Here is a 26,825-nt window from a genome sequence, read left to right as displayed (position 1 = left end):
CTCCTTAGTGGTGAGAGTCGGCGACCCCCCGGGTGGCGGACGCGTCACCGGTCCCGTCGGCGACGCGCGTCAGAGGCCGCCGGTCGGCTGCGTCCCGGGTACTCCCGGGCGGGCACCGGCTGCGCTCCGCGGCGGCGCTGCCACGGGGCGTGTGCGTAGCGGGGACAGTAGCGAGCCGGTCCGCTCAGCGGAAGGCTCCGTCCAGAATCCGGGCAGGTGCGGGTACGGACCGTTCCGGTTCACCCGCGGTTTGATCCACTTTTGGTTTCGTATCGGCCGTGATGTGCACGGCATGTACGCGACATGTGTGCGACGGAGGCCACACGGTGTGGAGCGCGGTCGTACGGAGCGCACGCGTGCGCGCACGCCGGCGCCATGAGCGAGGGGACCACCGGCGTTCCGTGTCGGGGGCACGGCTGTCACCGCATGCGGGTGGCCCACTCCTGGACCTTGGCGATGCGCTGGCGCAGCTGTCCGGCGGTGGCCTCCGCGCTCGGCGGGCCTCCGCACACGCGGCGCAGTTCGGTGTGGATCACGCCGTGGGGTTTGCCGCTCTGGTGGACGTACGCGCCGACCATCGTGTTGAGCTGCTTCCGCAGTTCCAGCATCTCCTTGTGGGAGACCACGGGGCGGCGCTCGGCGGGCAGTTCGAGGAGGTCCGCCTCCTCGTCCGGCTTCTTGCGGCTGTGCGCGATCTGGCGGGCCTGGCGCTTCTGCAGGAGGAGCTGGACCTGGTCGGGCTCCAGGAGGCCCGGGATGCCGATGTAGTCCTGCTCCTCCGCGCTCCCCGGGCGGGCCTGCATGCCGAACTCGGCACCGTCGTAGAGGACCCGGTCGAAGACGGCCTCGGACTCCAGCGCCTCGAAGGAGAACTGCTCCTGCTCGCCGGTGTCCTCGTCCTGCTCCTTGTTCGCCTCCTCCATCTCCTTCTCGGACTCGGCGTACGGGTCGTCCTCGGTCTCCTTCTTGGGCTTGTCGAGGGCGTGGTCGCGCTCGACCTCCATCTCGTTGGCGAAGGTGAGGAGGTCGGGGACGGTCGGCAGGAAGACGGAGGCGGTCTCGCCGCGCCGCCGGGAGCGTACGAAGCGGCCGACGGCCTGGGCGAAGAAGAGGGGGGTGGAGATGGTGGTCGCGTACACGCCCACGGCGAGGCGGGGTACGTCGACGCCCTCGGACACCATGCGGACGGCGACCATCCAGCGGTCGTCGCTCGCCGCGAAGTCGTCGATCCGGTTGGACGCGCCCGTGTCGTCGGAGAGGACGAGGGTGGCCTTGCTGCCGGTGATCTCGCGGATGAGCTTGGCGTAGGCGCGGGCCGAGTCCTGGTCGGAGGCGATGACGAGGGCGCCGGCGTCGGGGATGCCCTTGCGCACCTCGGTCAGCCGCCGGTCGGCGGCGCGCAGCACGCTGGGCATCCACTCGCCGCGCGGGTCCAGGGCGGTGCGCCAGGCCTGGCTGACGGCGTCCTTGGTCATCGGCTCGCCGAGCCGGGCGGCGATCTCGTCGCCCGCCTTCGTACGCCACCGCATGTTGCCGCTGTAGGAGAGGAAGATGACGGGCCGCACGACGCCGTCGCCGAGGGCGGATCCGTAGCCGTAGGTGTAGTCGGCGGAGGAGCGGCGGATCCCGTCGTTGCCCTCCTCGTACGCGACGAAGGGGATGGGGTTGGTGTCGGAGCGGAACGGCGTACCGGTGAGGGCGAGCCTGCGGGTGGCGGGCTCGAAGGCCTCCAGGCACGCCTCGCCCCAGGACTTGGAGTCACCTGCGTGGTGGATCTCGTCGAGGATGACGAGGGTCTTGCGCTGCTCGGAGCGGTTGCGGTGCAGCATGGGCCGCACGCCGACACCGGCGTAGGTCACGGCGACGCCCTGGTACTCCTTGCTGAGCGGTCCGGCGCTGTACTCGGGATCCAGCTTGATCCCTATCCGCGCGGCCGCCTCCGCCCACTGCTTCTTCAGATGCTCGGTCGGCGCGACCACGGTCACCTGCTGCACGACATGGTGGTGCAGCAGCCACGACGCGAGCGTCAGCGCGAAGGTCGTCTTGCCGGCGCCGGGCGTGGCGACGGCGAGGAAGTCGCGCGGCTGCTCCTGGAGATACCTCTCCATCGCGCCCTCCTGCCAGGCACGCAGCTTGCCGGCGGTGCCCCAGGGGGCCCGCCCGGGAAACGCGGGCGACAGATGGTGCGAGGAGGCGGCACTGGCGGCGGTGGTAGTCACGGTCTCCGTGGGGTGGTCGGGCGGCTCGGCTGCGTAGGACGACGGCTGTGGATGACGGCGGCCGTGCATGACAACCGCCGTGTATGACAACCGGGCCACCCTACCGGCGGCCCACCCGTGTCAACGCGCGGACGACGCGGGGGCACCCTGGGATGGGACTCAGGTCACATCGCCGACTGCAACCCTCGCAGGCGCAGAGCGATCATCCGCAAGTCCTCCAACTGCCCGGCGGCCACCTCGATGACGAGCTTGTACGCCTCGTCCTGGTCGACGTCGAGCATCTCGGTGCCGTTGAAGTCCAGGAAGACGACCGTCGACATCCACGCCATGCGCTTGTTGCCGTCCACCAAGGGGTGGTTCACGGCTAGCGACTGAAGCAATGCAGCCGCCTTCTCGAAGAGGTCCGTGTACGCCTCGACGCCGAACATCTGCGACTGAGGGCGGTGAACAGCCGAACTGAGCAGACCCAGGTCACGTACTGCAACCTGCGTCTGCTCCCCGCACGCCAGCTCCGCCAGATCCAGGACCTCCTGGACGGTGAGGTACTTCATCTACTCCCCCAGCCTCCGCAACAGGTCGGCGTGACCCGCCGCGTATTTGGCCCCCAGACGACGGACGGTCGCCCGGTCCGCCTCCTGCTCCAGATACCGGTCGATCGCCTGAAGCACTATGGCGTGCATGCTGCGCCCCTCCTCCTCGGCACGCAGCTTGAGTGCCTCCTGCTGGTCGTCGCGCAGACGAAGATTCATAGCCATACCACCACGGTACCAAAAGGGGGGCCATATTGGTACCACAGGCGCGACTGGCTACACGGCCCGCAGCCGCGTAGCCACCCACGCCCCCACCAGCGCCACCCCCGCCATCGGCAGGAACACCGCCACGAAGGCGGCCGGGTGGCCGCCGGAGGCCTGCGTGGCCGTGTGGGCGACCGTGCCGCCGCCCAGCGCCGCGAAGGCCGCGCCGCCCGCGGCGAGGAGGAGGACGTTGGCGAGGCCGTCGGACATCTGGAGGGCGGCGGAGTTGTTGCCGGCCTGGCCGGGGGCGGAGAGCTGGAGCAGCAGGACGCTGGTGGAGGAGATCACCAGGCCCATGCCGAAGCAGCCGAACGCCCAGGCCACCGCCACCGTCCACACCGGTACCCCGTCGATGAGCACGCTCGGCGCGGTGGCGATGGCGGCCGCGGTCAGCACCATGCCCAGCATCATCAGCCGCTCCCGGTACGGTTCCACGCGCGCCCTCGCCTGTACGAAGGAGCCCAGCGCCCAGGTGCCGCCGCCGGCCGCCAGGGAGAAGCCGGCCAGGGTCGGCGACAGCCCGCGCTCGGTGACCAGCATCAGCGGCACGAACGACTCGGCCGCGATGAAGGATCCGGCCGCCACGCCGCGCAGCAGCACCACGGAGGGCAGCCCGCGCGCCGCCAGGTAGGTTCCGCGCGGCAGGAGACCCAGCACCGCCGGGACGAGCAGCGCCGCCCCCGCCACGCCCGGGACCACGGAGAGCCACCGCAGGTCCTGGGCGGCGTACTGGAGCAGGCCGGCGCCCAGGGAGATGCCCAGGGCCAGCCGGATGCGCCGCCGGTCGAAGGGTGCGGCGACGGTGCCCTCCTCCGGCCCGGAGGCCCGCCGGCGTATCTGCGGGAGCGCGAGCGCGAGCGGCAGGACGACCAGCACCGGTACGCCGACGAAGACCCAGCGCCAGCCGAGGTGTTCGGTCACGGCACCGGAGGCGAGGGGCCCGACGACGGAGGGGACGACCCAGCTCGCCGCGAACGCCGCCATGATGGCGGGCCGCAGCCGTGCCGGGTAGGCCCGTCCCACGACGACGTACAGCGCCACGATCACGAGTCCGCCGCCGAGGCCCTGTACGGCCCGGCCGAGGATGAACAGCCACATGGCCCCGGCCGTCCCGGACAGCAGCAGCCCCGCCGCGAAGGCCCCTATCCCGGCGGTGAGCGGCCCCAGCGGTCCGGCCCGGTCCGACCACTGCCCGGCCAGCACCATGCCGAACAGGCTCGTCGTGAAGTACCCGGAGAACGCGAACGCGTACAGCGAGATCCCGTCGAGCTCCCGCGCCGCCACGGGCATCGCCGTCCCGACGGCGGTCGCCTCGAAGGCGATCAGCAGCACGACGGAGACGATCCCGATGCTCAGCGCCCGGTGGGAACGGCCGAGGACACGGTCCGGGGCGATGTCTTCGCCCGCCGCGCCCGGGGTGACGGCGACGCCGGTGTCGTCCGGTTCGAGGGAGGTCATACGGGCCAGCGTAAGGGGCAAGAAACAGGTTGACCCCTGTCGAGAGACGGTCCCGGACCGGGACCTTGGTCGTACGACCACCGACACTCGCTTCGCGCCACCGCCTCCCATTTATGAACGCGGCATGGCAGTCCCGTTGCGGCCCCACCCGATCCCTTGGCCCCGCCCCGCCCGGGGCATACGGTCGACATATCGAGCCCGGAACGTCGGACTCGAGTTCGGCCGTGTGCCCGAGTGGCTTAGGGACTCGCCTGCAAAGCGAGGCACGTGGGTTCAATTCCCGCCACGGCCTCTGCCTGCCTGACCAGGCAGAACGACAGGGCGGCGCCCCGACCGGGGTGCCGCCCCGTCGGCTGTCCGTCTCGGGTGTCGTCCCGGTCAGTCGCTCAACCGACGTCGGGCAGCGCCTCTGGAGCGGCTTCCTCGTCCGCCTTGCGCTGCGCCCGGCGCGCGTTTTCCGCACGCAGTGCGTCCAACCAGCGCCACAGTCCGATCTCCTCCAGCTTCAGCCCTGGACAGGCGATCAGATGCGGTATCCGGCACTCCGCGCCGGGCGTGGGTTCGTTCTCGCGGCTGTTCCACGCTGTCCCGTTGGAGTCGATGTACCAGCGGTGCCAAGCGGGCACGATGTGTGCGGGCACGGGCATTCCCGGCTCAAGGAGAACGTGTGTGCCGTAGTAGGTGACATGCCGATCGCCGGCCAGCCCGCAGTTGGGGCAGGTGGGCGGCGCCGGCGGCTCGGGCCCCGCGGCACCCTCCATCACGGCCTGGACACGGTCGGCGTTCTCCCACGGCTGCGGTGCATCCGGTGGTGACTGCCGGTGTCCGTCGGGGCCGGACAACGGGATGATGCTCGACTCGCCTGTATCCCCCATGAGTTAGAGCGTGCGGGTGCTCCACGGGGGCGGGGTAGGGCGCAAATAGGGCGCAACGGGAGCAGGCGGATGAGGAACCGAAGCGTGGGTCGCGGCTCGGGAGGCACGCGACGCCTCTGCCTTCGCGCCTGTGTCGGCCGGGCAAGCAGTCCTTTCCTGCGATCCTCGTCTGAAGGCCGCCGGTCAGTCGCCCCCCCTGTCAGAGCACGCCTCCCGCCTCGTCCTGGAAACTCTCCGTCCAGTAGTGCCACTCCCCCTGTGAGGCGGAGCCCGTGGGGTCCACCGTCGCCAGGGTCTGTGTCATCGTCGTGGCCAGGTGGTCGTAGGCCTCATCCGTCAGTTCGTGGGAGAGGGACTCGTCGATCGTTCTCTCGCGGTGGAGCAGCCACAGGGTGAAGGCCAGGGTGGAGACGTCCGTGTTCAGGGCGTACAGCGTGGTGTCGGGCTCGCTCCAGTCGAGGATCGCGCCCGTCGCGCCGTCGACCACCAGGCTGTTGTCCTCGATCAGGTGGCCCAGGCGGATCAAGCTGTTCGCGTGGTCCGGGAGTTGGTCGGGCGTGAGGACGCCGGGGCGCTCGTCCTCGTAGTACTCGGCGAGCGTCGGCAGCGGTACGTCCGTGTCCAGCTGGAACTGGCGGCCGGCCTCGGGCAGGCCCGTGTCGCGCAGGAAGCGGCGGGTCGGCTCGTGCGCGAGCGCCGCGGGGAAGTCGACGTCCTCGAAGCGCACGACACGGCCGTGCCCGAACTCCTGGTCCAGCAGGCGGGCCGGCAGGTCGAGGGTCAGGGCCGAGTCGGCCGGCGGGCCCGCGACGAGGGCCAGCGGGCGGATCAGCGCGGCCATCCTCCAGAACGGCGGGATCTCGCCGTCGACGCCCTCCTCGAAGAGTGCGAGCAGTTGCTCCGACATCGCCGTGACGGCCTTCGGCCCGAAACGGCCCTCGTAGGACGCGAACCGGCCGCGCCTGGCGGTCATCTCGTCCGTCGCCGTCACGAATTCCGTGAGCGTCCGGAGCGAGGGCGCCAGCGGGAGGCTGTCCATCAGGTCCGGGCGGTCGTGGAGGAAGTACGTGGTGGACACCTCGCCCGTCGCTCCGTCGAGCAGGACCGACTGGACCGGTTCGACCGGCTCCGGGCCCGCGGGGTCCCTCAACGCGCCGATCACCAACTGGTCCTGCAGCTCCGCCGGGAGACCGGCCGGGTCGCCGGTCGAGTCCGCCACCGACCGCAGGCCGTCCTCCCGCAACCTCTCGAAGGTCAACAGGCCGCTGCCGGCCGGGAGTCCGGGGCCCGTCAGCCAGCGCCGCGTCGGGGCGTGGGTGACGTACCGGTGCAGCGCGTCCTCGGACAGGGTGATCGTCTCGGCGTAAGTGTCGGTGACCGTGTTCGTCTTGCTCATCGTGCCCCCGCGCGTCGTTGTTCGCAGCCCCCCGGCAGGACCGGTCCCGGCGGCACGCGCACGCGAGCGCTCAAGCACTCAAACACGCACATCACGACATCCGGACGCGCCTCGAAACACCCGGAAACAGTCCGCCGCCCAGCGGTCCTCCCCCACTGACCAGAACACTACCCGGCACCACTGACAACGCCCCGGCACCGCCCTGACCAGCGAGACCTCTGCGAGATCCCAGCCGGCCCCTCAGCGGATCCGCGCCCTTTCCCGGCCCGCCAAGATCGCGTCCACCGTCTGCCCCACGGTCTGCTCGGAGGTGTCCAGCCACAGCCCGACGCGCGGGGTGTCCGCACGCATGCCGCGGTCGAGTTCGCCGACGCTCCACGCGCCGTATCCCGTCTTGGCCCGCCCGGCCTCCCGCTCAGCCACCGCCTCGGGGTCCGGCACCAGCACGACGACGTACAGGGGGCGTGTCCGCACGAGTTCGGCGTACGCCGTCAGGTGCGGGCCCAGCACCACGTCCTGCACGACCGCCGTGAAGCCCGCCTGCGCGTACGTGTCCGCCGTCGCCGCCGACAGGCGGTACCGCAGACGGAGTTGGGCCTCCGCCGCGCTCTCCGGGCCGGCTCCGGGCTCGTACTCCGCACGCCCGGTGACGAGCATCCGCCGGAACACGTCACCCCGTACGTGGGCCGCCCGCGGCAGTCTCTCGGCCAGCGCCTGCGCGACCGTGGACTTTCCGGCCGCCATGATGCCGGTGATCAGGACCACGCCCTCCATCACACACTCACCTCACACACTCACCTCTCAACCCGTCCGACCCGTCCGGCCCGTCGGGCTCTCAGGAAAGCCGGCTCAGGAGAGATACACGCCGCCCGCCACGACCACCACCGCGGCCAGTACGAACACCAGCGCCCACAGAAGCAGCCTGCCGACAGCGGGAGCCGGCTCGTACCGCGGCTGCTCGCTCGTCACAGACTCCGGCCTCGGCCCCTGCTCCTCCGGCCGGGTCACCGTGCCGCTGTCACTGCGTCGCCGTCACTGCGTCGCCGTCACCACGGCCGCCTGCGGCCTTATCGGCAGCCGGTTCACCGGGCGCCCGGTGGCCGCCCGTACCGCGGACGCGACCGCGGCGGGGGACGTCACGACCGGTACCGCGCTGACCGCCTTGGCGCCGAACGGCGCGACCACGTCGCGCTCCTCGACGAGCTTGACGATGCGGATGTCGGGGGCGTCGAGGGCGGTCGGCAGCGAGTAGCCGGTGAGGTCGGGGTGGCGGACCAGGCCGCGCGCGGTGCGCAGGTTCTCCGTGAGGGCGGCGCCGATGCCCTGGGTGACGCCGGCCTCGATCCGCGCGGCGAGCTGCGCGGGGTTCAGCACGCGGCCCACGTCCTGGGCGAGCGCCAGTTCCACCACGCGTACCGAGCCGAGTTCGATGTCCACGTCCACCACCGCGCGGATCGCGCAGAAGGCGAGGCCCACGAAGGCGTCGCCCTGTCCCGCGCCGTCCAGCGGCTCGGTGGGGTGCGGACGGCACTGCGCGGTCGCCCACAGCTCCTTGCCGTCCAGCGCCTCGGTGACGGTCGTCGACAGCACACCGTCGTACGAGGTGATCTTGCCGTCGGTGATCTGGAGCAGCTCGGTGGACATCCCGAACTTGTGCGCCAGGGGCTGCAGCAGTTGCGTACGGACCATCTTGGCGGCCCGTTCGACGGCGCCGCCGGACACCCAGGTGTGGCGGCCGCGGCTGCTGGGGCCCGCGGGCGGCTGGTCGGTGTCCACGGAGGCCACGTGGACCTCCTCGATGCCGAGCGTCTCCTGGACGATCTGGCGGGCCAGCGTGGTGAAGCCCTGTCCGGTCTCCACGGCCGCGCAGAGCACGGTGGCGATGCCGTCGTGGACCTTCACGGTGGCCGTCGAGACCTCGTCCGTGCCCTCGGCGCCGAGCATGTGGACCATGCCCAGGGCGTAGCCGACGCCGCGCCGCACGGCACCGGGCTCCCCGGCGCCCTCGGGGCCGCCCGGGAGCAGCCACTCGTCCTCGGGGGTGTCCTTCGGAAGGGCGGGCAGCGGGTACTCCTGGACGGCCTGCAGCAGTTCGGCCACGGGGGCCGGGCAGGTGACCGTCTGGCCGGTCGGCAGGACGTCCCCCGTGGCCAGCACGTTCCGCATGCGCAGGTCGGCCGGGTCGGCGCCCAGCTTCTTGGCCAGCTTGTCCATCTGGGCCTCGTAGGCGGCGCACACCTGCATGGCGCCCTCGCCGCGTACGTGTCCGGAGGGCGGGTTGTTGGTGCGTACGGCCCAGCCCTCGATGAAGGCGTTCGGGACGACGTACGGACCGCAGGCGAAGGAGACGGCCGCGGCGAGGGCCTCCGAGGAGGTGTCCGCGTACGCGCCCGCGTCGAGCAGGATCTGCGCCTCGACCTTCACCAGCTTGCCCTCGGCGTCCGCGTGGTGGCGGTAGCGCAGGAGCGTGGGGTGCCGGTGGACGTGTCCGAGGAAGGATTCTTCGCGGGTCGCGGTGAGCTTGACCGGGCAGCCCGTCTTCAGGGCGAGCAGCCCCAGCGGGAGCTGGAAGCCCTGGTCCTCACGGTCGGCGGTGGCGCCCGGCACGCCGGTGACGACGACCTTCACGCGCTCCGGTTCGAGGCCGTAGCAGGCGGCCGCGGTGTCCCGGTCGGTGTGCGGGTCGGTGGACGCCACGTAGAGCTCGACGCCGCCGTCGGGGCGGGGCACGGCGAGACCGGCCTCCGCGCCGATCGGGGCCGGGTCCTGGCGGCCGATGCGGTAGAGGCCCTCGACGACGATGTCACCGGCCGCGTCGGGGTCGCCGTGGCGCAGCGGGATGTGCCGGATCAGATTGCCGTCGGGGTGGAGCGGTTCGGCCTCGAAGGCCTGCTCCGGGTCGGTCACCGGGTCGAGGATCTCGTACTCGACGATGACGGCGGCGGCGGCCATGCGCGCGGTGTCGGGGTGGTCGGCGGCGACGGCCGCGATGGGCTCGCCGTGGTGGCGTACGACCTCGGAGGCGAACACCGGGCGGTCGGCTCTGCCCCGGCCGAGCAGCGCGGTCCCGGGCACGTCCTCGTGGGTGATGACGGCCCGTACGCCGGGCATCTCGCGTGCGTGGGTGGTGTCGACGGACACGATGCGCGCGTGCGGGTGCGGTGATCTCAGGACGGCCGCCCACAGGAGGCCCTCCGCCCACAGGTCCGCCGCGTAGGGGAACGTGCCCTCCGTCTTGGCGCGGGCCTCCGCCGAGGGCAGGGACACGCCGAGGCCGTGCGGTGGCTCCGGCGCGGTGCCGGGCTCCGCGGTGGTCGCGGTGGCGGTGTCGTTGCTCACGCCTGGCCTCCGTCCTGGCCGTACGGCTGGTCATGGGGCTGCTCGTGCGGCTGGTGGGGCTCGAACGCGGACGGGTTGACGCCGCCCGAGCCCGGGGCCGCCTGGTGCGGGATACGCAGCTCGTCGTCGTCCGCGGCCTCCGCGGCGGCGTGGGCGTCCCGCTCGGCCACGACGTCGCGTACGGCGTTCAGGACGCCCCGGTAGCCGGAACAGCGGCACAGGTTGCCGCACAGCGCCTGGCGGGTCTCCAGCTCGGTCGGCGCGGGGTTGCCCTCCAGGAGGTCGTGCACGGTCATCGCCATGCCCGGCACGCAGAAACCGCACTGCACGGCGCCGCACTTGGCGAGCGCCCGCTGGACGTCCGAGGGCTGCCCGTCGGTGGCGAGGCCCTCGACGGTGCGTACCTCGCTCCCCGCGGCGGTCACGCCGGGCACCAGGCAGGATGCCACGAGCCGGCCGTCCACCTGCACGTTGCAGGCGCCGCACTCGCCCTGTGAGCAGCCGTCCTTGGCGCCCGCGAGGCCGAGGCGCTCGCGCAGGACGTAGAGCAGGGATTCGCCGATCCAGGCGTCGGGCACGGGCCGTTCGACACCGTTCACCCGCAGGACGTACGAGGCCAGGGGGTGGTCGTTGTGCGGCGGGGCGCCGGCATCGGTGTCGGTGTCGGTGCTCCGGGAGTCGTCGGCCGCGGACGCCCCGTCGGCGATGTCGGTGTCACCGGCAGCGGCAGCGGCAGCGGCAGCGGCAGCAGCACTGTCGGCGCTGTCCGGGGCGGCCGAAGGCTCCTGGCCGGGCTCCTCCGCCGAGGCCGTGTCCGGCTCGGCGGTGTGTTCGCCCGGTTCCGCGTACCCCTGGTGGTCGTGACCGGCCGTCGCTCCGCCCGGTCCCTCGTGCTCGGCGTCGCGGTCGAATTCCCGCTCGAAGTCGCGGTCGCTGTCGCGCTCCACGGAGACGGCGATCTCGTCGGCGTGCTCTCCGGAGACATCGATGATCTCGGCGGCGCCGCGCTCGTCGTGCGGCGCGGTCGCGTCGGCGGGCTGCTGGGCCCAGGGCTCGTCGGCCCAGGGCGCGGCCGCGCCGCCCGGCAGCGTGGCGGGCGCGTTCCCGCCCCACTGCTCGACCAGGGACGACGTGGTGAATTCACCGGACTCGTCCGGCAGATCACCGTCGGCGACCGGAATGGACCACTCTCCGGTCACATCCTGTCCGGGTCCGCCCGGTGCGCCGTGCGGAGCGCCCTGGTCGCCGTGTGACGGCTGATCGAAGGTCCACTGGCCGGTCGGACCGGGCTGGTACGCGAACGGGTCCTGAGGGGGCTGCTGGTGCTCTTCGGGCAGGGCGTTCGGCTCGGGCCACCGCACCGCCTGGTGCTGCTCGGCCTGGTGCTGCTCGGCCTGGTAGTGCCCGCCCTGATGCTGACCGGAGCCGGGCGCTTCGGGCGGCAGGGCCCAGGAGCCGCCGGACACCGGGTCGGTCTCCGCGCCCGTACCGGGCGCGGACGTTATCGGCGGCGGTACGTAGCCGTGGCCGGGCGCGGCGAGCGGCGAGTCCGCGAGGAGGGCGTCGATGCCCCCTTCGGGGAGCTTGACGAAGGCGGTGGCGCCGTCGTCGTAGTCGCCCTGGGGCAGCGGGTCCCAGCGGCTGCCCACCTGGGGCGCGCCTTCTCCGTGCTGATTTCCGTTCTGGTTTCCGTGCTGGTCGTCGGTCACGACAGTGCCCTCCCCAGTGCTCGTCGGGCCAGCGCGGCGACGGTGCGCCGCAGGTGCAGTACGGCCGGCGGCAGCGGTTGTACGGAACCGTCCTCTTCGGGGGCCGGGTCGGGGATGCAGGCCGCGGCGACGTACTCCCCGAAGGCGGCCAGCGCCTCGGGCACGATCGCGCGGTTGTTGTCCCAGTCGATGAGCGAGGCGACCCACTGCTCGGCGTCCAGGGGGCGCAGCGGCATCGGCGCGATGGCGCCCACGGCGCACCGCACCCCGCGCCGGGCGGGGTCGAGGACGAGCGACACGGACGCGAGGGCGCGTCCGGGTCCGGTCCGGCCCGTCGCCTTCAGGAAGACCTGGGGCGCGTGCAGCAGCGGCACGCGCACGTACCCGATGAGTTCGCCGCCGCGGAGCATCTCCATGCCCGCGAGCAGGTGCGAGACGGGGATCTCCCGGCGGGCGCCGCCGGGGCCCGCGACGATGAGCGTCGCCTCCAGGGCCGCCAGCACGGGAAGCGCGTCCCCGGTGGGGGCCGCCGAGGCGATGTTGCCGCCCAGGGTGCCCGCGTTGCGGATCTGCGGTGGTCCCGCGGCGCGCGCGGCGGCCGCGAGGGCGGGGATGAGGGCCGCGAAGTCGGGGCGTCCCATCCGGGCATGGGTGAGCCCCGCGCCGAGGAGCGCGTGGCCGTCCTGGTACTGCCAGCCGCGGATCTCGCTGATCCGGCCGAGGCCGACGAGCGCTGCGGGCCTCAGCTGGCCGGAGTTGACGGCGGCCATGAGATCGGTGCCGCCGGCCACGGGAACGGCGGCGGGCATGGCGGCGAGCGCCGCCACGGCCTCGTCCAGCGAGGCGGGCAGCGTCACGGCCTGCGCCGCCTGCGGTGCGTGCGTGGTCAAAACCGGCTGCCCCTTCCCGCTGCCCCACCTGGTCCCACCTGTGTTGCCGTACGGTACGGCCTGACAGGGCGGACGTGGCAACTCTGGCACATCTTCCCCGATCCCCGACGCGGGGGTCCGCTAGGAGGCATTCCTACCCGCCATCAGCGGATGGTCCGTTTTCGCACCACATCACCCGTCAGCGTGAATTGACAGTTTTCGTTGCCTCTTGGGTGTCTTTCTCCGCTGAGATCACCGTCCCAGGACGACCGCCTCCGACGGCACTCTCCGGGGGTCGTCTCACACGTTCGGGGGCGGCCCTTCGATCGGGCGTCCGAGCACTCCGGGGCGCCGCTGCCACGGCAACGGCCCGGTGGGCGGCCGGTAGGCGACCCCCAGGGCGTCAAGTCGCGCGTAGTGGGCGGTCATCCGCCGCTCGAAGTCCGCGAAGTCGCGGTCCGCCGGCGCGGGCAGGGCGCTCCAGGCGACCTCCGCGAAGGCCACGAGCCGCGGAAAGGCCTGGTAGTCCAGGCGGGCCCGGTCCTCCGTCACCTCGGTCCACAGGTTGGCCTGGGTGCCCAGCACGTGCCGTGCCTGACTCGGGGTCAGCTCCGGTGGTACGGGCTCGAAGCGGTAGACGTCCTCCAGGGTGCGCACGTAGCCGATGGGCACCGGCTCGTCGGGGCCGTCGGCCTGCCGGTAGTCCAGGTACACCTGCTGCGCGGGGCACATGACGACGTCGTGGCCCGCCCGCGCGGCCGTGACACCGCCCTGGTAGCCGCGCCACGAGGAGACGGCGGCGCCCGGGGCGAGCCCGCCCTCCAGGATCTCGTCCCAGCCGATCAGGCGGCGCCCGCGGGCGGTCAGCCAGCCGTCGAAGTGGCGGATGAACCAGGACTGCAGCTCGTCCTCGTCCGCGAGGCCCAGTTCCCCGATCCGCGCCTGTGCGGCGGGGGACGCCTGCCACTGGTCCTTGGCGCACTCGTCGCCGCCGACGTGGATGAACTCCGAGGGGAACAGGTCGAGGAGTTCCTCGAAGACTCCCTCGTAGAAGCGAAGGACGTTGTCAGTGGGGGCGAGTACGTTTTTGGAGACGCCCCAGGTGTCCCAGACGGAGAGGGAGAGCGTGTCGACGACATCGGAGTTGCCGAGTTCCGGATATGCGGCGATGGCGGCCTGCGAGTGCCCCGGGATGTCGATTTCGGGGACGACGGAGATATGCCGCTCGGCGGCGTACGCGACGATCTCGCGAATGTCGTCCTGCGTGTAGAAGCCGCCGTACGGCTTCTCCTCCCAGAGGGGCGAGGCGCGGTGCCCGAATTTGGTGCGCGCCCGCCACGATCCGGTCTCCGTGAGCTTCGGATACCGCTTGATCTCGATTCGCCAGCCCTGGTCGTCCGTGAGGTGGAAGTGGAAGACGTTGAGCTTGTGCGCGGCCATCAGGTCGAGTTGCCGCAGGACGCCGTCCTTCGGCGTGAAGTGCCGCGACACGTCGAGCATGAGCCCGCGCCAGCCGAACCGCGGCGCGTCCTCGACGGTCCGCGCCGGCACGACATGGGTGACGCCGGGCCGTACGGGGGCCCGCCGGAAGGCTTCCGGGCCGATGAGCTGACGCAGGGTCTGCGCGCCCCAGAACACTCCGGCGCCGCCCCCGCCCCGGATGTCGATGCCGTCCGCGGCGTCGACCTCCAGGACGTACGCCTCCGGTTGCAGGCTCTCGTCGATCCGCAACCGCACGGTGTTCCCCGGCCGTACGGTGCTCCCTGGCCGTACGGCGTTCCCGGCGGCCTCCGCGTGCGCGCCGGCCGGTGGCAGCGGGATGCCCAGGGCGGCGCCGAGGGTGAGGCGCAGCCAGCGTTCGGTGGTGCCCGTGCCGGGGCCGGCCGACAGGGTGGTGTCCGCGTCGAGGGGGACGCCGGGGGCGGGGCCGGGTCCGGGTCCGGTGGGCTCCCGCACCGAGCGGGGGGCCGGGATCACGCCGGGCGAGGGCAGCTTGTGCGGGGTCGGGTCGCTCACGTCAGTCCTTCACCGCGCCGCCGAGTCCGGAGACCAGGCGCCGCTGTACGAGTACGAAGAAGATCAGCACCGGAATCGTCATCACCGTGGATCCGGCCATCACGCCGCCCCAGTCCGGCTCGTCGGGCTTGTAGAAGACGAGGAGCGCCATCGGCAGCGTGGACTGCGAGGTGTCGCTGATGATGAAGGACTTGGCGAACAGGAAGTCGTTCCAGGCGGAGATGAAGGAGAACACGCTGGTGGCGACGAGCCCGGGAAGGACCAGCGGGAAGAGGATCTGCCACAGGAACCGCGTCCTGCTCGCCCCGTCGATGTAGGCGGCCTCTTCCAGCGCCTCGGGTACGGCCTTCACGAAACCCCGCAGCATCCAGATCGCGAAGGGCAGCGAGAAGGCGATGTGCGGCAGGATCAGCGAGCCCAGCGTGTTGAGCTGGCCGAAGTCCCGCATCTGGAAGAAGAGGGGGATCGTCAGGGCTTCGATGGGCACCATCTGCGCGATCAGGAACATGATCAGCAGCGTGGTCCGGAAGCGGAAGCGGAATCGCGTCACGGCGGTCGCCGCGAGAAACGCGATGAGCGCCGAGACGGCGACCACGGTGACCGCCACGACAAGGCTGTTGAGGAAGTAACGGCCGAATTCCTGCTGCCCGAAGACGCGCCGGAAGGAATCCAGGGTCGGGGACAGCGTCCAGGGCCGCGGCTCGCTCGACTCGATCTCCCCGGCCGGTTTGAAGGCGCTGAGCGCCATCCAGTAGAGGGGGAATGCGACCACCGCGGCGATCAGCAGCGCCGAGACCTCCGCGGCCAGCCGCCATGGCCGCCGTACGGAACGGCGTACGAGATTTCGTACAAATCCCGTGGCGGGTACGGGAGTTGACGCGGAATGCCCTGACGTCATGGAACTCACAGCTCTTCCCCCTGCCTTCGCAGCAGCCTCAGATACACGAGCGTGACCGCCAGCAGGATCAGCAGCATGACCACTCCGATGGCCGACCCGAGGCTGTACTGGGAGGACGCGAAGGCCTTCTGGTAGGCGTACACGTTCAGGACGAGGTTCTGGCCCGCGATGCCACCGCCGTTCGTCATGACGTAGATCTGCGTGAAGACCTTGAAGTCCCAGATGACCGACTGGATCGTGACGACGACGAGGATCGGGCGGAGCATCGGCGCCAGTACGGACCGCCAGATCCGCCACTGGGAGGCGCCGTCGAGGGACGCGGCCTCCAGGACCTCGGCGGGCACGGCGCGGATACCGGCGTACACCGTGACCATCACGAACGGGAAGGAGCACCAGACCACTTCGAGCAGGACGAGCGCGAAGGCGCTGTACCTGCCGTACGTCCAGGAGTGGTCGCCGAGTCCCAGGATCCGGTTGACCGGCCCGAAGTCGGGGTCGAACAGGAGCAGCCACACCGTCGACCCGGTGACCGCGGGGGTGGCCCAGGCGCCGAGGGCGGCGAGCATCAGGGCGAGCCGCGGCACGACACGGACACGTGTCAGGAGGACGGCGAGCGCGCAGCCGAGCGCCAGGGTCGACACGACGCACGCCGCCGCGAACACGACGGTGGCGAGCAGCACCTGCCAGAACTGCTCGTCGCGGAAGAGCGTCGCGTAGTTCCCGAAGCCCTGGAAGGTCGTCGGCTCCCCACCGCTGACCTGGGCCTGCGTGTACTCCAGGAACGAGATCAGCCCGAGCTGGTAGACGGGGTAGACGAGCAGCCCGCCGAGGACCACGAGCGCGGGGGCGAGATAGAGCCAGGGGGTCCACCCACCCCGCGCAAGCGAAGACTTACGCGACCCACCACGCCGACCCCTGCCCCCGACACGAGCATGGGCGCCACGGCCCGACGGGGGTGTCCCCCGGAGGGCCCCAGCCGACACACCCTTCCGGGGTTCGGGTCCGGGTCCGACGCCAGGCCCGGGTCCGACACCGGCCCCGGGCCCGACGGCCGGTCCGGGTCCGGCGCCGGGCCCAGACTCGGCACCCTCGCGGGCCGCCGCGGCGTTCGCGGCCGGAGAACTCGGCCCGATGCCGTCGCCAGGTCGCCGGCCACGGCCAGGACCGGTGTCACCGTGTTGCGCAGGGCGTGGCCGAAGGTCACCACCCGCTGGGGTGTCGGCGGCACCGCCGGCCCTCCGACGCCCGGCCGACGCAGGCCCGGAGACGCCGCGCCCGGGTTCGGCACCCTCGCGGGCCGCCGCAGCTTTCACGACCGGGGCGCCCGGCCCGGGGCCGTCGTCGGCACCGCCGACCCTCCGACGCCCGGCCGGAGCAGACCCGGAGACCCCAGACCCAGGAACCGCAGGCCCAGGAACCGCAGGCCCAGAGGCTGGCGGCCCAGGAGCCGCAGGTTCAGGGACCGTGGGCTCCTGAGCCGGTGGGTCCAGGGGTCCCGGCCCCTGGGCTGTCGGTGTGGAAGCCCCCGCCGCAGGCAGCCCCTGCCGTGTCTGTTCGCCGTCGGGCCGCGGGGCAGGCCCCGAGAACGGACGGTCCGGCATCCGGCTCATCCCGCGGAGCTGAACGCGGCGTCCATCTTCTTGGCCGCGTCCTTCGAGGCGGCCGCCACGTCCTTACGCCCGCTGACGACCTCCTGGAACATCGTCGGCAGAACAAGAGACGCGTCGATCTGCGACCAGGCGGCCGACGCCGGGACGAACTTGGCGCCCGCGCCGAGGGTCTTCACGAAGGGCTCGACGAACGGCTCGCGCTTGGCGACGTCCTGGCGCACGTCCGTGAACGTCGGCAGGAAGCCCATCGCGTCGAAGAGCTCGCCCTGCGTCTTCTTCGCCGCGAGCTGCTCCATCAGGTCGACGGCGAGCGTGCGGTGCGAGGTGCTGTTCAGCACGCCGAGGTTGTTGCCACCCGCGAAAGCGGGGGCGATCTCGCCCGCCTTCACCCCGGGCAGCGGTACGACCTTGTACTTGCCCTTGACCTTGCCCGCCTCCATCGCCGCGTGGCTGAAGTCGCCGCCGATGGCCATGCCTGCCTTGCCGGAGGCGAACGCCGTGACGGTGTCGTTGCCGCCCATGCCCGCGCACTTGGCGGCCGGACAGTTGTCGTCGCCGAAGAGCGAGGTGTACGCCTTGATGCCCTTCTGCGCGTCCTCGGTGTCGATCGCCGAGGCGTACGAACCGCCCCTGCCCCGGGCTATCTCACCGCCGTTGGACCAGATGAACGGCATCGCGCCGTACGTGTACGCGCCACCGACCGCGAGCCCGTACAGTTCCGGCTTCGCCTTCCGGATCTCCTTGGCGGTGCTGATCAGCTCGTCCTGCGTCTTGGGCACGTCGAGGCCCAGCTCGTCGAAGATGTCGGTGCGGTAGTAGAGGGCACGCACACCGACGAAGTACGGGGCTCCGTAGATCTTCCCGTCGACCGTGACGGACTGCTTGGCGGTCGGGTCGGTGTCCTTGGACTCGTCCCAGTCCGTGAACTCCTCGGTGACGTCCGCGAGTCCGCCGTCCTTGACGTAGCCGGCGGTGTCCGTGTTGCCGTACTCGATGAGGTCGGGCGCGCTCTTCGGGTCGTTGAAGGCGGCCTTGATCTTCTCGGCGCGGGTCTCCACGGGGATGTACTGGACGTCGACCTTCGTGTCCTTGTGGGACTTCTCGAAGGCGCTGACGACGCCGTCGACCACCTTCTCCTTGGGCGTGTTGGCGACCTCCTGGAAGAGCCACACCCGCAGGGTGCCGCTCTTCTCGTCCTTGCCGCCGGAGTTGTCGGACGACTCCGGGGCGCAGGCGGTCGCCGTCAGCCCGGCGACGACGAGCGCGGCGATCGGGGCGGCCAGGCGGGCAGAGCGGTGAGTGAGCTTCATGGGGCGTCCTCCGGGGGCGCGCGTTGCAGCACGTGCAATGGTGGTTTTGCGCTGCACAACACCCGGGAGGTTATGGAGTACATGAACATGCCCACAAGAGGTCTCAACCACTCTGTGACCGGCGAAACCACTCCGTGCAACGGACACGCGGGACAAAGACCCCCGGATGGGCCGAGAGCGGCTCCACCGACCCGGCCGCCGCCGGGCACGACTCGGCCGCGGCACCCCGCACAGGGGCCGCCGCGGCCGTGAAAGCGAGAAGGACAGGAAGGAGGTCGGACCGGGGTGGGGGTGGGAGTGGGAGTGGGCAGGGCCTACTTGTCGCCGCCCTTGTCCTTGCCCTTGCCGTCGTCGCCGCCCGCGCCCATGGACTCGTAGATCTCCTTGCACATGGGACACACGGGGTACTTCTTCGGGTCCCGGCCCGGGACCCACACCTTGCCGCAGAGCGCGACGACGGGCGTGCCGTCGAGCGCGCTCGCCATGATCTTGTCCTTCTGGACGTAGTGGGCGAAGCGCTCGTGGTCCCCGTCGCCGTGCGACGTCTGCGGCGTCGGCTCTACGAGGGTCCCCGTCCCAGTGCCTCGCTGGGGCTGGGTCTCAGGCTCAAGAGTGCTCATAAACGCAAGAGTACTGAAGGAGCGGGGCATCAGTTGAGCGAAGGGTCGTCCGGATACGTGGCCACCATCGCCAGTTCGTTGCGCTGGCGGCGCAGCACCTCGCGCCACAGCCGCTCCGGAGCGGGCGAGGACACGTCACCGGGCTCGGACTCGACGACGTACCACGCGCCCTCGACCAGTTCGTCCTCCAGCTGTCCCGGCCCCCAGCCCGCGTATCCCGCGAAGATCCTGAGCGAGCCGAGCGCCGAGGCGAGCAGTTCCGGCGGGGCCTCCAGGTCCACGAGCCCGATCGCGCCGTGCACCCGGCGCCAGCCGAGCGGTGTGCGCTCGCCGGAGGCGCCGCCCGGGATCACCGCCACACCGAGCGCGGAGTCCAGCGAGACCGGGCCGCCCTGGAACACGACGCCGGGTTCGCCGGCGAGTTCCGCCCACCCCACGAGGATGTCGCCCACGTCCACCGGTGTGGGCCGGTTGAGGACGACGCCCAGCGAGCCCTTCTCGTCGTGGTCGAGAAGCAGCACGACCGCGCGGTCGAAGTTGGGGTCCGCCAGGGCGGGTGTGGCCACGAGCAGCCGCCCTGTGAGCGAGGACACCTCGGTCATGCGTGACATGATCCCGCATCTTCCCCACCGACGGGGAGGCAATACCCGGACCCGGGTGAACGCAGCTCAGGGCGCATGGGCGCGGACCCGGGTGCGGGCGGAGCGCACGCCCGGAGCGGTGACCCCGTGTGCCCGATTAGGAACGGTTCGTGTTGTGGCAAAGCTATGACGTCCCTGAGGGCCCCCTGGGCTTACTGAAGGGGGGTGGGCGGCCATTACGCTTGCTTCTTCGCCCCTGCCCCACCAACCGGAACGCGAGATACATGACCGTCAACGGCTCAGACGACGTACTCCTTGTCCACGGCGGAACCCCGCTCGAGGGTGAGATCCGTGTCCGCGGTGCGAAGAACCTCGTACCGAAGGCCATGGTCGCCGCGCTACTCGGCAGCGGTCCGAGCCGGCTGCGCAATGTCCCGGACATCCGTGACGTGCGCGTCGTACGCGGCCTGCTGCAGTTGCACGGGGTGACGGTCCGTCCGGGTGAGGAGCCGGGCGAGCTCATCATGGACCCGTCGCACGTGGAGAGCGCCAACGTCGCGGACATCGACGCGCACGCCGGCTCGTCGCGCATCCCGATCCTGCTGTGCGGCCCGCTGCTGCACCGCCTCGGCCACGCGTTCATCCCGGGTCTCGGCGGCTGCGACATCGGCGGCCGGCCGATCGACTTCCACTTCGAGGTGCTGCGGCAGTTCGGCGCGACCATCGAGAAGCGCTCGGACGGCCAGTACCTGGAGGCCCCGCAGCGGCTGCGCGGCACCAAGATCGAGCTGCCGTACCCGTCCGTCGGCGCGACCGAGCAGGTGCTCCTGACGGCCGTCCTCGCGGAGGGCGTCACGGAGCTCGCCAACGCCGCGGTCGAACCGGAGATCGAGGACCTGATCTGCGTTCTGCAGAAAATGGGCGCGATCATCGCGATGGACACCGACCGCACCATCCGCGTCACGGGCGTCGACAAGCTCGGCGGATACACCCATGCGGCCCTGCCGGACCGCCTGGAGGCCGCCTCGTGGGCTTCCGCGGCCCTGGCGACCGAAGGCAACATCTACGTCCGCGGCGCCCAGCAGCGCTCGATGATGACGTTCCTGAACACCTACCGGAAGGTGGGCGGCGCCTTCGAGATCGACGACGCGGGCATCCGCTTCTGGCACCCGGGCGGCCAGCTCAAGTCGATCGCGCTGGAGACGGACGTCCACCCGGGCTTCCAGACCGACTGGCAGCAGCCCCTCGTGGTGGCGCTCACGCAGGCGACCGGCCTCTCCATCGTCCACGAGACGGTGTACGAGTCCCGCCTCGGCTTCACCTCGGCGCTCAACCAGATGGGCGCGCACATCCAGCTCTACCGCGAGTGCCTGGGCGGTTCGCGCTGCCGCTTCGGCCAGCGCAACTTCCTGCACTCGGCGGTCGTGTCGGGCCCGACGAAGCTCCAGGGCGCCGATCTGGTCATCCCCGACCTGCGCGGCGGCTTCTCGTACCTCATCGCGGCGCTGGCGGCCCAGGGCACGTCCCGGGTGCACGGCATCGACCTGATCAACCGCGGCTACGAGAACTTCATGGAGAAGCTCGTGGAGCTGGGCGCGAAGGTCGAGCTGCCGGGCAAGGCGCTCGGCTAGGGCCAGTCGCGAAAGCGGCCCCAGGCCTGCCGGTCGCAACACGCGATGGGGCGGTCACCCGGTTCGGGTGACCGCCCCATCGACGGTTACTGAGCCTCGTACGTCGTCCCGGGACGACGCGGAAGGCTTACTTGCCCTTGGCGGCTTCCTTGAGCTTGCTGCCCGCGGAGACCTTCACGCTGTAGCCGGCCGGGATCTGGATGGGGTCACCGGTCTGCGGGTTGCGAGCGGTACGAGCGGCACGGTGGGTGCGCTCGAAGGTCAGGAAGCCGGGAATGGTGACCTTCTCGTCGCCCTTGGCGACGATCTCACCGACGGTCTCGGCGAAGGCGGCCAGAACGGCGTCGGCGTCCTTGCGGGTCACCTCGGCACGGTCGGCCAGCGCGGCCACCAGCTCACTGCGGTTCATGTTGTTACTCCCGTGTTCTTCTTGCCGTTGAGGCGTGCCACGCGGCGGAGCCGCATCTCGGGCACGTCGAAGCCGATGCTGCCAGGGTCCTCGGCGGTCCCCGGACCCGGGTCCGTGGCCGGACCCCTCGCGCCCGAAGACGCATCCTGCCCCCACCTGCGGCGGGAAAGCCAATCCGGCACCCTTGAGAGTCACACGAAAAGCGCCACGGCCTCGAAATGGTGACGCTCCGTCCGCTCCCGGCAGCGGACCGCAGGGCCCGTGCGGGCCTGATGGGCCCGCAGGGACTGAGCCATGGCCGCCACCCTAGAGGCGGCCTGAGGCCCTGTCTCCGGCGACGCGCCGGTACGGGTACCGGGTGGCAACCGTCACAATCGCCGCCGATCGGGGTTTTCTCTCCCCCGCCGGCCCCTACCCGCCCCCGTCGACACTACTCAGGGGCTCCGCCCCCGAACCCCCTCGGAGGTCGTGCGTCGGGTGCGGGTGGTGTGTGGCTGGTCGCGCAGTTCCCCGCGCCCCCGAAAAGCGGGCTGCGCCCTGCTTTTCGTCTTTCGGCCCGCGACGCGGGGGTCTGGGGGCGGCAGCCCCCAGGAGGGGGCGCGCGGTCTCAGACCGTCGCGCCCGCCGCCGCCTTCGCCGCGTCGCGGACCGCGCCGGCGACCGCGCCCGCGACCTTGTCGTTGAACACGCTGGGGATGATGTAGTTCGGGTTGACCTCGTCCTCGGTCACCACGTCCGCCAGGGCCGTTGCGGCCGCAAGCATCATCTCCGTGTTGACCGTGCGGGACTGGGCGTCCAGGAGGCCGCGGAAGACACCCGGGAAGACCAGCACGTTGTTGATCTGGTTCGGGAAGTCCGACCGGCCGGTGGCCACGACCGCCGCGGTCTGCCGGGCGACCCCGGGGTCGACCTCGGGGTCGGGATTCGCAAGCGCGAAGACGATCGCGCCGTCGGCCATCGCGGCCACGTCGTCGCCGTCGAGCACGTTCGGGGCGGAGACGCCGATGAAGACGTCCGCGCCGCGCACGGCCTGCTTCAGCGTCCCGGTGACGCCCTCGGGGTTGGTGTTGTCCGCGATCCACCGCAGCGGCGAGTCGGCGGCGGCCTCCACCAGGTCCTCCCGGCCCGCGTGCACGACACCGTGGATGTCGGCGACGACGGCGTGCTTGACGCCCGCCGCGAGCAGCAGCTTCAGGATGGCCGTACCGGCCGCGCCCGCTCCCGACATGACGACGCGGATGTCGCCGATCGACTTGCCGGTCACGCGCAGCGCGTTCGTGAGGGCGGCGAGGACGACGATCGCGGTGCCGTGCTGGTCGTCGTGGAAGACGGGGATGTCCAGGGCCTCGCGCAGCCGGGCCTCGATCTCGAAGCAGCGCGGCGCGGAGATGTCCTCCAGGTTGATGCCCGCGAAGCCGGGGGCGATCGCCTTGACGATCTCCACGATCGCGTCGGTGTCCTGGGTGTCCAGGCACAGCGGCCAGGCGTCGATGCCGGCGAACCGCTTGAAGAGGGCGGCCTTGCCCTCCATCACCGGCAGGGCGGCCATCGGACCGATGTTGCCGAGGCCAAGGACGGCCGAGCCGTCCGTGACGACCGCCACCGAGTTGCGCTTGATGGTCAGACGCCGGGCGTCCTCGGGGTTCTCGGCGATCGCCATGCACACCCGGGCCACCCCGGGCGTGTAGATCATCGAGAGGTCGTCACGGTTGCGGATGGGGTGCTTGGACGCCATCTCGATCTTGCCGCCGAGGTGCATCAGGAACGTACGGTCGGACACCTTGCCGAGCGTCACGTCCTCGATGCCGCGCAGCTGCTCGACGATCTCTTCCGAGTGCTGCGTGGAGGACGCCGCGATGGTGACGTCGATGCGGAGCTTCTCGTGGCCGGAGGCCGTCACGTCGAGGCCCGTCACCGAGCCTCCGCTGGACTCCACGGCGGTGGTGATCTGGGAGACCGCGGTTCCGCTCGCGGGCACCTCCAACCGGACCGTAATCGAGTAGGAGACGCTGGGCGCCGTTGCCATGGGCCGACTTCCTCTGCTTTCACGGGGTACTGCGAGCGCCGCTGGTTCACGGGCTTGCCGTCAGATCGTCGCACCTACCGCGGAGTACGTGGTAGCCGCCCCGGATTGCGAACCTTTTGTTCACCGCGGCTGTTCACCGCGGCCCGGCACGGAAGAGGTCCACGTCACCAGGTGACGTGGACCTCTTCCGACTCACGTAGACGACACCGACCCGCCATGCTCGCCTCGCGGCAAGTGGTCGCTCGTAGCGACGAAGGTTGGGCCCGGGGGCTTGGATCGGGCCGGTGTCACATCCAAGGTAACAAACGATCCCCGTAAGGCAATTCCCGCACCGTGGGTTCACAGGAAGCTTTACGCGGACGGGCCCCGCGGTTCACCGGACCGGGCCCACCGGTTCACGGGCCGGACGCCCCGTACCGGCGAGGCCCGCCACGCCCCTCGGGCCCCAGTCCCGTCAGCCCCCTCGGCGCCTCTCAGCCCCCCTCAGTCCCTCTCAGTCCCGCAGGAGATCCGGTACTCCGTCCGCGTCCGGCTCGTCGCGGGCCGCCGAGACGATGGTGAGCTGCTGGGTGGCCCGGGTCAGCGCCACGTACAGCACCCGCAGCCCGGCCGGTGACTCGTCGGCGATCTCCGCCGGGGAGACGACCACCGTGGCGTCGTACTCCAGGCCCTTGGCCTCCAGGCTGCCGAGGGCCACCACACGGTCCCCGAGCCCGGCGAGCCACCGCGCGGCCTCGGCGCGGCGGTTCATGGCGACGACGACGCCGACCGTGCCGTCGACCTGGTCGAGCAGCCGGGCGGCCTCCTCCCGCACGGTCTTCGCCAGGGCGTCGCGCGCACCGGCACCGGCACCCTTTCCGGCGCCCTGCCCGCTGCCCTGCCCGCCGCCCGCGGTCACGAAGCGCGGCCGTACGCCCGTCGAGCGCACCGCGGACGGGGACTCGGAGCCGGGCATGGCGAGGGCCAGGACCTTGGCGGCGAGTTCGGCGATCTCCGCCGGGTTGCGGTAGTTCACGGTGAGCGTGAAACGGCGGCGCGGGCGGCTGCCGAGGGCCTCGTCACGGGCCTCGGCGGCCTCCTCCGGGTCCGACCAGGACGACTGGGCGGGGTCGCCGACCACCGTCCAGGTGGCGTGCCGGCCACGGCGGCCGATCATGCGCCACTGCATGGGTGTGAGGTCCTGCGCCTCGTCGACGATGACGTGCGCGTACTCCGTGCGCTCCTGGGCCAGCCGCTCGGCCCGCTCGCGCTGTGTCTCCTCGCGTACGGGCATGAGCTCCTCCAGGCCCGTCAGCTGGTCGAGCGGGTCCAGGTCGCGCTTCCTGCGGGGGCGGGCCGGGGTGCCGACGATCGCCTCCAGCTCGTCGAGCATGGCCACGTCGTGCACGGAGAGCCCGTCCCGCTTGAGGGAGCGGGCGACCCGCCGTACCTCGCCGGGGTTGAGGATCCGCCGCGCCCAGCGGCCGAGGCGGCGTTCGTCGGCCATCGCCGCCAGCACGGCCCGCGGTGTCAGCTCGGGCCACCAGGCGTCGAGGAACGCGATGAAGGCGTCCTCGGAGCTGACGTCCTCGTCGAACGACGAGCGCAGTTCGGCGGCCAGCTCGGGGTCGGTGTGCCGGCTGCCCGCGCCGGAGCGCGACCAGAGGGCGTCGAGCAGCAGCTTGCGGGCGCGCGGGCGCAGCAGGTTCACCGGCGCGGTCCCGGAGAGGGCGTTCTGCCGGATGCGGTCCAGCTCGGGCGCCTCCAGTTCGAGGCGGCGCCCGAAGGCGACGACACGCAGCCGGGTGGGCGTGACCGCGGGGAGCCGCGGGCCGAGCGCGCCGCCCTCGTCCTCGTCCGCGTCCGCAGCCCCGTCCTCCTCGCCGAAGGCGAGCTGGCCCTGTCCCGGCTGGGCGGCGGCGGGGGCCGTATGGCGGCCGCCGGGTCCGCCCGGGGTCTCCAGGGCCCCGCGTGCCGCCTTCCGCAGCACCTTCAGCATCCGGTAGGAGCCCTTGGCCCGCGCCACGGCCGGTGCGTCGTACTGCGTGGCCTCGGCGCCGTCGACCAGGGAGCCGACCGCGCGGATGGCGACCTGGCCCTCCTCGCCGAGGGACGGCAGGACGCCTTCGGTGTACGCGACGAGGAGCGGGGTGGGCGAGACGATCAGGATGCCGCCCGCGTACCGCCTGCGGTCCTGGTAGAGCAGGTAGGCGGCCCGGTGCAGGGCGACCGCCGTCTTGCCGGTGCCGGGGCCGCCCTCCACGTAGGTCACAGACGCGGCGGGCGCCCGGATGACCATGTCCTGCTCGGCCTGGATGGAGGCGACGATGTCCCGCATGGTGTGGCTGCGGGCCTGGCCGAGGGCGGCCATCAGCGCGCCGTCGCCGATCACCGGCAGTTCCCGCCCGGCGAGGGTGGCCCGCAGTTCCGGGCGCATCAGGTCGTCCTCGACCCCGAGGACCTTGCGGCCCTTGGAGCGGATGACCCGACGGCGTACGACCCGGCCGGGGTCGACCGGGGTGGAGCGGTAGAACGGCGCGGCCGCGGGGGCGCGCCAGTCGATGACCAGCGGCGCGTACTCGGCGTCGAGGACGCCGATCCGGCCGATGTGGAGGGTCTCGGCGATGTCGGCGGTGTTGTCGGGCCGTACGGCGCCTTCGGCGGGTTCCACCGCCGTGTACGCGCCGTCCGGGCCCTTCTTGCCGTCCTTGCCGAGGAGGAGATCGATGCGTCCGAAGAGGAAGTCCTCGAACTCGTTGTTCAGGCGGTTGAGATGGATCCCCGCCCTGAACACTTGCGCGTCGCGCTCCGCGAGTGCTCCGGGCGTACCGACCTGGCCGCGCTGAGCGGCGTCGTTCATCAGGAACTCCGCCTCGTGGATCTTTTCCTCAAGGCGCTGGTACACCCGGTCAAGGTGTTCCTGCTCGACGCCGATCTCCCGGTCGCGTACTGAGTCGCCTTCCGGATCGAGCGCCATTTCCTGCTGAACCTGAGCGGCCACCGGGCCCCCTTCTGACGTGCATGGCAGCCGTCAACCGTACGCGAAGGGGAGCCCGGCGGGCTACGTTTCCGCTCTTGATCCACTT

At 71.6% G+C, this 26,825-nt stretch carries 20 protein-coding genes and 1 tRNA gene; 2 read left to right on the top strand and 19 right to left on the bottom strand.

What is annotated here, in order from left to right; genetic code table 11:
* Nucleotides 1-419 precede the first annotated feature (419 nt).
* The 4 genes from ACLVWQ_RS29040 to ACLVWQ_RS29025 form a co-directional block, all read right to left on the bottom strand.
* Nucleotides 420-2,219: a DEAD/DEAH box helicase gene (locus tag ACLVWQ_RS29040; RefSeq protein WP_414112161.1), complete on the bottom strand. Its 1,800-nt coding sequence runs from the start codon at nt 2,217-2,219 to the stop codon at nt 420-422.
* A gap of 164 nt (nt 2,220-2,383) precedes the next feature.
* On the bottom strand, nt 2,384-2,770 hold the full coding sequence (locus tag ACLVWQ_RS29035; protein WP_414112160.1) for a type II toxin-antitoxin system death-on-curing family toxin: 387 nt from the start codon (nt 2,768-2,770) through the stop codon (nt 2,384-2,386).
* A complete protein-coding gene (locus ACLVWQ_RS29030) occupies nt 2,771-2,968 on the bottom strand; it encodes an Arc family DNA-binding protein (protein ID WP_013003224.1) in 198 nt (65 codons plus the stop codon).
* A gap of 57 nt (nt 2,969-3,025) precedes the next feature.
* Nucleotides 3,026-4,471, bottom strand: coding sequence for an MFS transporter (locus tag ACLVWQ_RS29025; protein ID WP_414112159.1), 1,446 nt, complete (start codon nt 4,469-4,471; stop codon nt 3,026-3,028).
* Between the two features lie 220 nt (nt 4,472-4,691).
* Here ACLVWQ_RS29025 and ACLVWQ_RS29020 point away from each other — a divergent pair.
* Nucleotides 4,692-4,763 (top strand) — tRNA-Cys (locus ACLVWQ_RS29020).
* 94 nt (nt 4,764-4,857) lie between these two features.
* On the opposite strand, the gene ACLVWQ_RS29015 is transcribed toward ACLVWQ_RS29020, so the two are convergent.
* From ACLVWQ_RS29015 to ACLVWQ_RS28960, 12 genes are all read right to left on the bottom strand, one after another.
* On the bottom strand, nt 4,858-5,346 hold the full coding sequence (locus tag ACLVWQ_RS29015; RefSeq protein ID WP_414112158.1) for a DUF6083 domain-containing protein: 489 nt from the start codon (nt 5,344-5,346) through the stop codon (nt 4,858-4,860).
* Between the two features lie 199 nt (nt 5,347-5,545).
* Nucleotides 5,546-6,742, bottom strand: a complete 1,197-nt coding sequence (locus tag ACLVWQ_RS29010) for an SUKH-4 family immunity protein (RefSeq protein ID WP_414112157.1) — start codon at nt 6,740-6,742, stop codon at nt 5,546-5,548.
* Between the two features lie 240 nt (nt 6,743-6,982).
* Nucleotides 6,983-7,516 carry an AAA family ATPase gene (locus tag ACLVWQ_RS29005; RefSeq protein WP_414112156.1) on the bottom strand — a complete coding sequence of 178 codons (534 nt, stop codon included), beginning with the start codon at nt 7,514-7,516 and terminating at the stop codon, nt 6,983-6,985.
* A gap of 258 nt (nt 7,517-7,774) precedes the next feature.
* Complete coding sequence (locus ACLVWQ_RS29000; protein ID WP_414112155.1) at nt 7,775-10,081, bottom strand: xanthine dehydrogenase family protein molybdopterin-binding subunit; 2,307 nt, start codon at nt 10,079-10,081, stop codon at nt 7,775-7,777.
* On the bottom strand, nt 10,078-11,790 hold the full coding sequence (locus ACLVWQ_RS28995; RefSeq protein ID WP_414112154.1) for a 2Fe-2S iron-sulfur cluster-binding protein: 1,713 nt from the start codon (nt 11,788-11,790) through the stop codon (nt 10,078-10,080). The genes ACLVWQ_RS29000 and ACLVWQ_RS28995 overlap by 4 nt, the downstream gene beginning before the upstream one ends.
* The gene (locus ACLVWQ_RS28990; protein WP_414112153.1) at nt 11,787-12,680 is read right to left on the bottom strand and encodes an FAD binding domain-containing protein; all 894 of its coding nucleotides are present in this window, start codon (nt 12,678-12,680) and stop codon (nt 11,787-11,789) included. Before ACLVWQ_RS28990 ends, ACLVWQ_RS28995 begins: the two co-directional genes overlap by 4 nt.
* A 279-nt stretch (nt 12,681-12,959) precedes the next feature.
* Complete coding sequence (locus ACLVWQ_RS28985) at nt 12,960-14,675, bottom strand: beta-N-acetylhexosaminidase (protein WP_414112152.1); 1,716 nt, start codon at nt 14,673-14,675, stop codon at nt 12,960-12,962.
* 1 nt (nt 14,676) lies between these two features.
* On the bottom strand, nt 14,677-15,573 hold the full coding sequence (locus ACLVWQ_RS28980; RefSeq protein WP_414112151.1) for a carbohydrate ABC transporter permease: 897 nt from the start codon (nt 15,571-15,573) through the stop codon (nt 14,677-14,679).
* 5 nt (nt 15,574-15,578) lie between these two features.
* On the bottom strand, nt 15,579-16,556 hold the full coding sequence (locus ACLVWQ_RS28975; RefSeq protein WP_414112150.1) for a carbohydrate ABC transporter permease: 978 nt from the start codon (nt 16,554-16,556) through the stop codon (nt 15,579-15,581).
* 623 nt (nt 16,557-17,179) lie between these two features.
* Nucleotides 17,180-18,493, bottom strand: a complete 1,314-nt coding sequence (locus tag ACLVWQ_RS28970) for an extracellular solute-binding protein (RefSeq protein ID WP_414112149.1) — start codon at nt 18,491-18,493, stop codon at nt 17,180-17,182.
* Nucleotides 18,494-18,807: 314 nt separating this feature from the next.
* Nucleotides 18,808-19,113 (bottom strand): DUF3039 domain-containing protein, encoded by a 306-nt coding sequence (locus ACLVWQ_RS28965; protein WP_055513916.1) that lies wholly within the window; start codon nt 19,111-19,113, stop codon nt 18,808-18,810.
* 29 nt (nt 19,114-19,142) lie between these two features.
* Nucleotides 19,143-19,715 carry a YqgE/AlgH family protein gene (locus ACLVWQ_RS28960; protein WP_414112148.1) on the bottom strand — a complete coding sequence of 191 codons (573 nt, stop codon included), beginning with the start codon at nt 19,713-19,715 and terminating at the stop codon, nt 19,143-19,145.
* Nucleotides 19,716-19,978: 263 nt separating this feature from the next.
* On the opposite strand from ACLVWQ_RS28960, the gene murA reads away from it, so the two are divergent.
* Entirely contained in the window at nt 19,979-21,325 is a 1,347-nt protein-coding gene (murA, locus tag ACLVWQ_RS28955; protein WP_414112147.1) for a UDP-N-acetylglucosamine 1-carboxyvinyltransferase, read from the top strand.
* 127 nt (nt 21,326-21,452) lie between these two features.
* Here murA and ACLVWQ_RS28950 read toward each other — a convergent pair whose 3' ends face one another.
* The 3 genes from ACLVWQ_RS28950 to ACLVWQ_RS28940 form a co-directional block, all read right to left on the bottom strand.
* Nucleotides 21,453-21,734 (bottom strand): HU family DNA-binding protein, encoded by a 282-nt coding sequence (locus tag ACLVWQ_RS28950; protein ID WP_007382399.1) that lies wholly within the window; start codon nt 21,732-21,734, stop codon nt 21,453-21,455.
* A 607-nt stretch (nt 21,735-22,341) separates the two neighbouring features.
* A complete protein-coding gene (locus ACLVWQ_RS28945) occupies nt 22,342-23,760 on the bottom strand; it encodes an NAD-dependent malic enzyme (RefSeq protein ID WP_414112146.1) in 1,419 nt (472 codons plus the stop codon).
* 493 nt (nt 23,761-24,253) lie between these two features.
* Complete coding sequence (locus ACLVWQ_RS28940; protein ID WP_414112145.1) at nt 24,254-26,740, bottom strand: HelD family protein; 2,487 nt, start codon at nt 26,738-26,740, stop codon at nt 24,254-24,256.
* Nucleotides 26,741-26,825 lie beyond the last annotated feature (85 nt).

The organism is Streptomyces sp. CWNU-52B, assembly GCF_047444975.1.
Taxonomy (GTDB): Bacteria; Actinomycetota; Actinomycetes; order Streptomycetales; family Streptomycetaceae; genus Streptomyces.
Note: the sequence above shows the minus strand (reverse complement) of the source record. Positions and strands in the feature narration are given on the sequence as shown.

Excerpts from the sequence above, each read along its gene's own strand:
- ACLVWQ_RS29035 (WP_414112160.1), bottom strand. The coding sequence starts at position 2,770 with ATGAAGTACCTCACCGTCCAGGAGGTCCTGGATCTGGCGGAGCTGGCG.
- ACLVWQ_RS29030 (WP_013003224.1), bottom strand. The coding sequence starts at position 2,968 with ATGAATCTTCGTCTGCGCGACGACCAGCAGGAGGCACTCAAGCTGCGT.
- ACLVWQ_RS29025 (WP_414112159.1), bottom strand. The coding sequence starts at position 4,471 with ATGACCTCCCTCGAACCGGACGACACCGGCGTCGCCGTCACCCCGGGC.
- ACLVWQ_RS29015 (WP_414112158.1), bottom strand. The coding sequence starts at position 5,346 with ATGGGGGATACAGGCGAGTCGAGCATCATCCCGTTGTCCGGCCCCGAC.
- ACLVWQ_RS29010 (WP_414112157.1), bottom strand. The coding sequence starts at position 6,742 with ATGAGCAAGACGAACACGGTCACCGACACTTACGCCGAGACGATCACC.
- ACLVWQ_RS29005 (WP_414112156.1), bottom strand. The coding sequence starts at position 7,516 with ATGGAGGGCGTGGTCCTGATCACCGGCATCATGGCGGCCGGAAAGTCC.
- ACLVWQ_RS28980 (WP_414112151.1), bottom strand. The coding sequence starts at position 15,573 with ATGACGTCAGGGCATTCCGCGTCAACTCCCGTACCCGCCACGGGATTT.
- ACLVWQ_RS28970 (WP_414112149.1), bottom strand. The coding sequence starts at position 18,493 with ATGAAGCTCACTCACCGCTCTGCCCGCCTGGCCGCCCCGATCGCCGCG.
- ACLVWQ_RS28965 (WP_055513916.1), bottom strand. The coding sequence starts at position 19,113 with ATGAGCACTCTTGAGCCTGAGACCCAGCCCCAGCGAGGCACTGGGACG.
- ACLVWQ_RS28960 (WP_414112148.1), bottom strand. The coding sequence starts at position 19,715 with ATGACCGAGGTGTCCTCGCTCACAGGGCGGCTGCTCGTGGCCACACCC.
- murA (WP_414112147.1), top strand. The coding sequence starts at position 19,979 with ATGACCGTCAACGGCTCAGACGACGTACTCCTTGTCCACGGCGGAACC.
- ACLVWQ_RS28950 (WP_007382399.1), bottom strand. The coding sequence starts at position 21,734 with ATGAACCGCAGTGAGCTGGTGGCCGCGCTGGCCGACCGTGCCGAGGTG.
- ACLVWQ_RS28945 (WP_414112146.1), bottom strand. The coding sequence starts at position 23,760 with ATGGCAACGGCGCCCAGCGTCTCCTACTCGATTACGGTCCGGTTGGAG.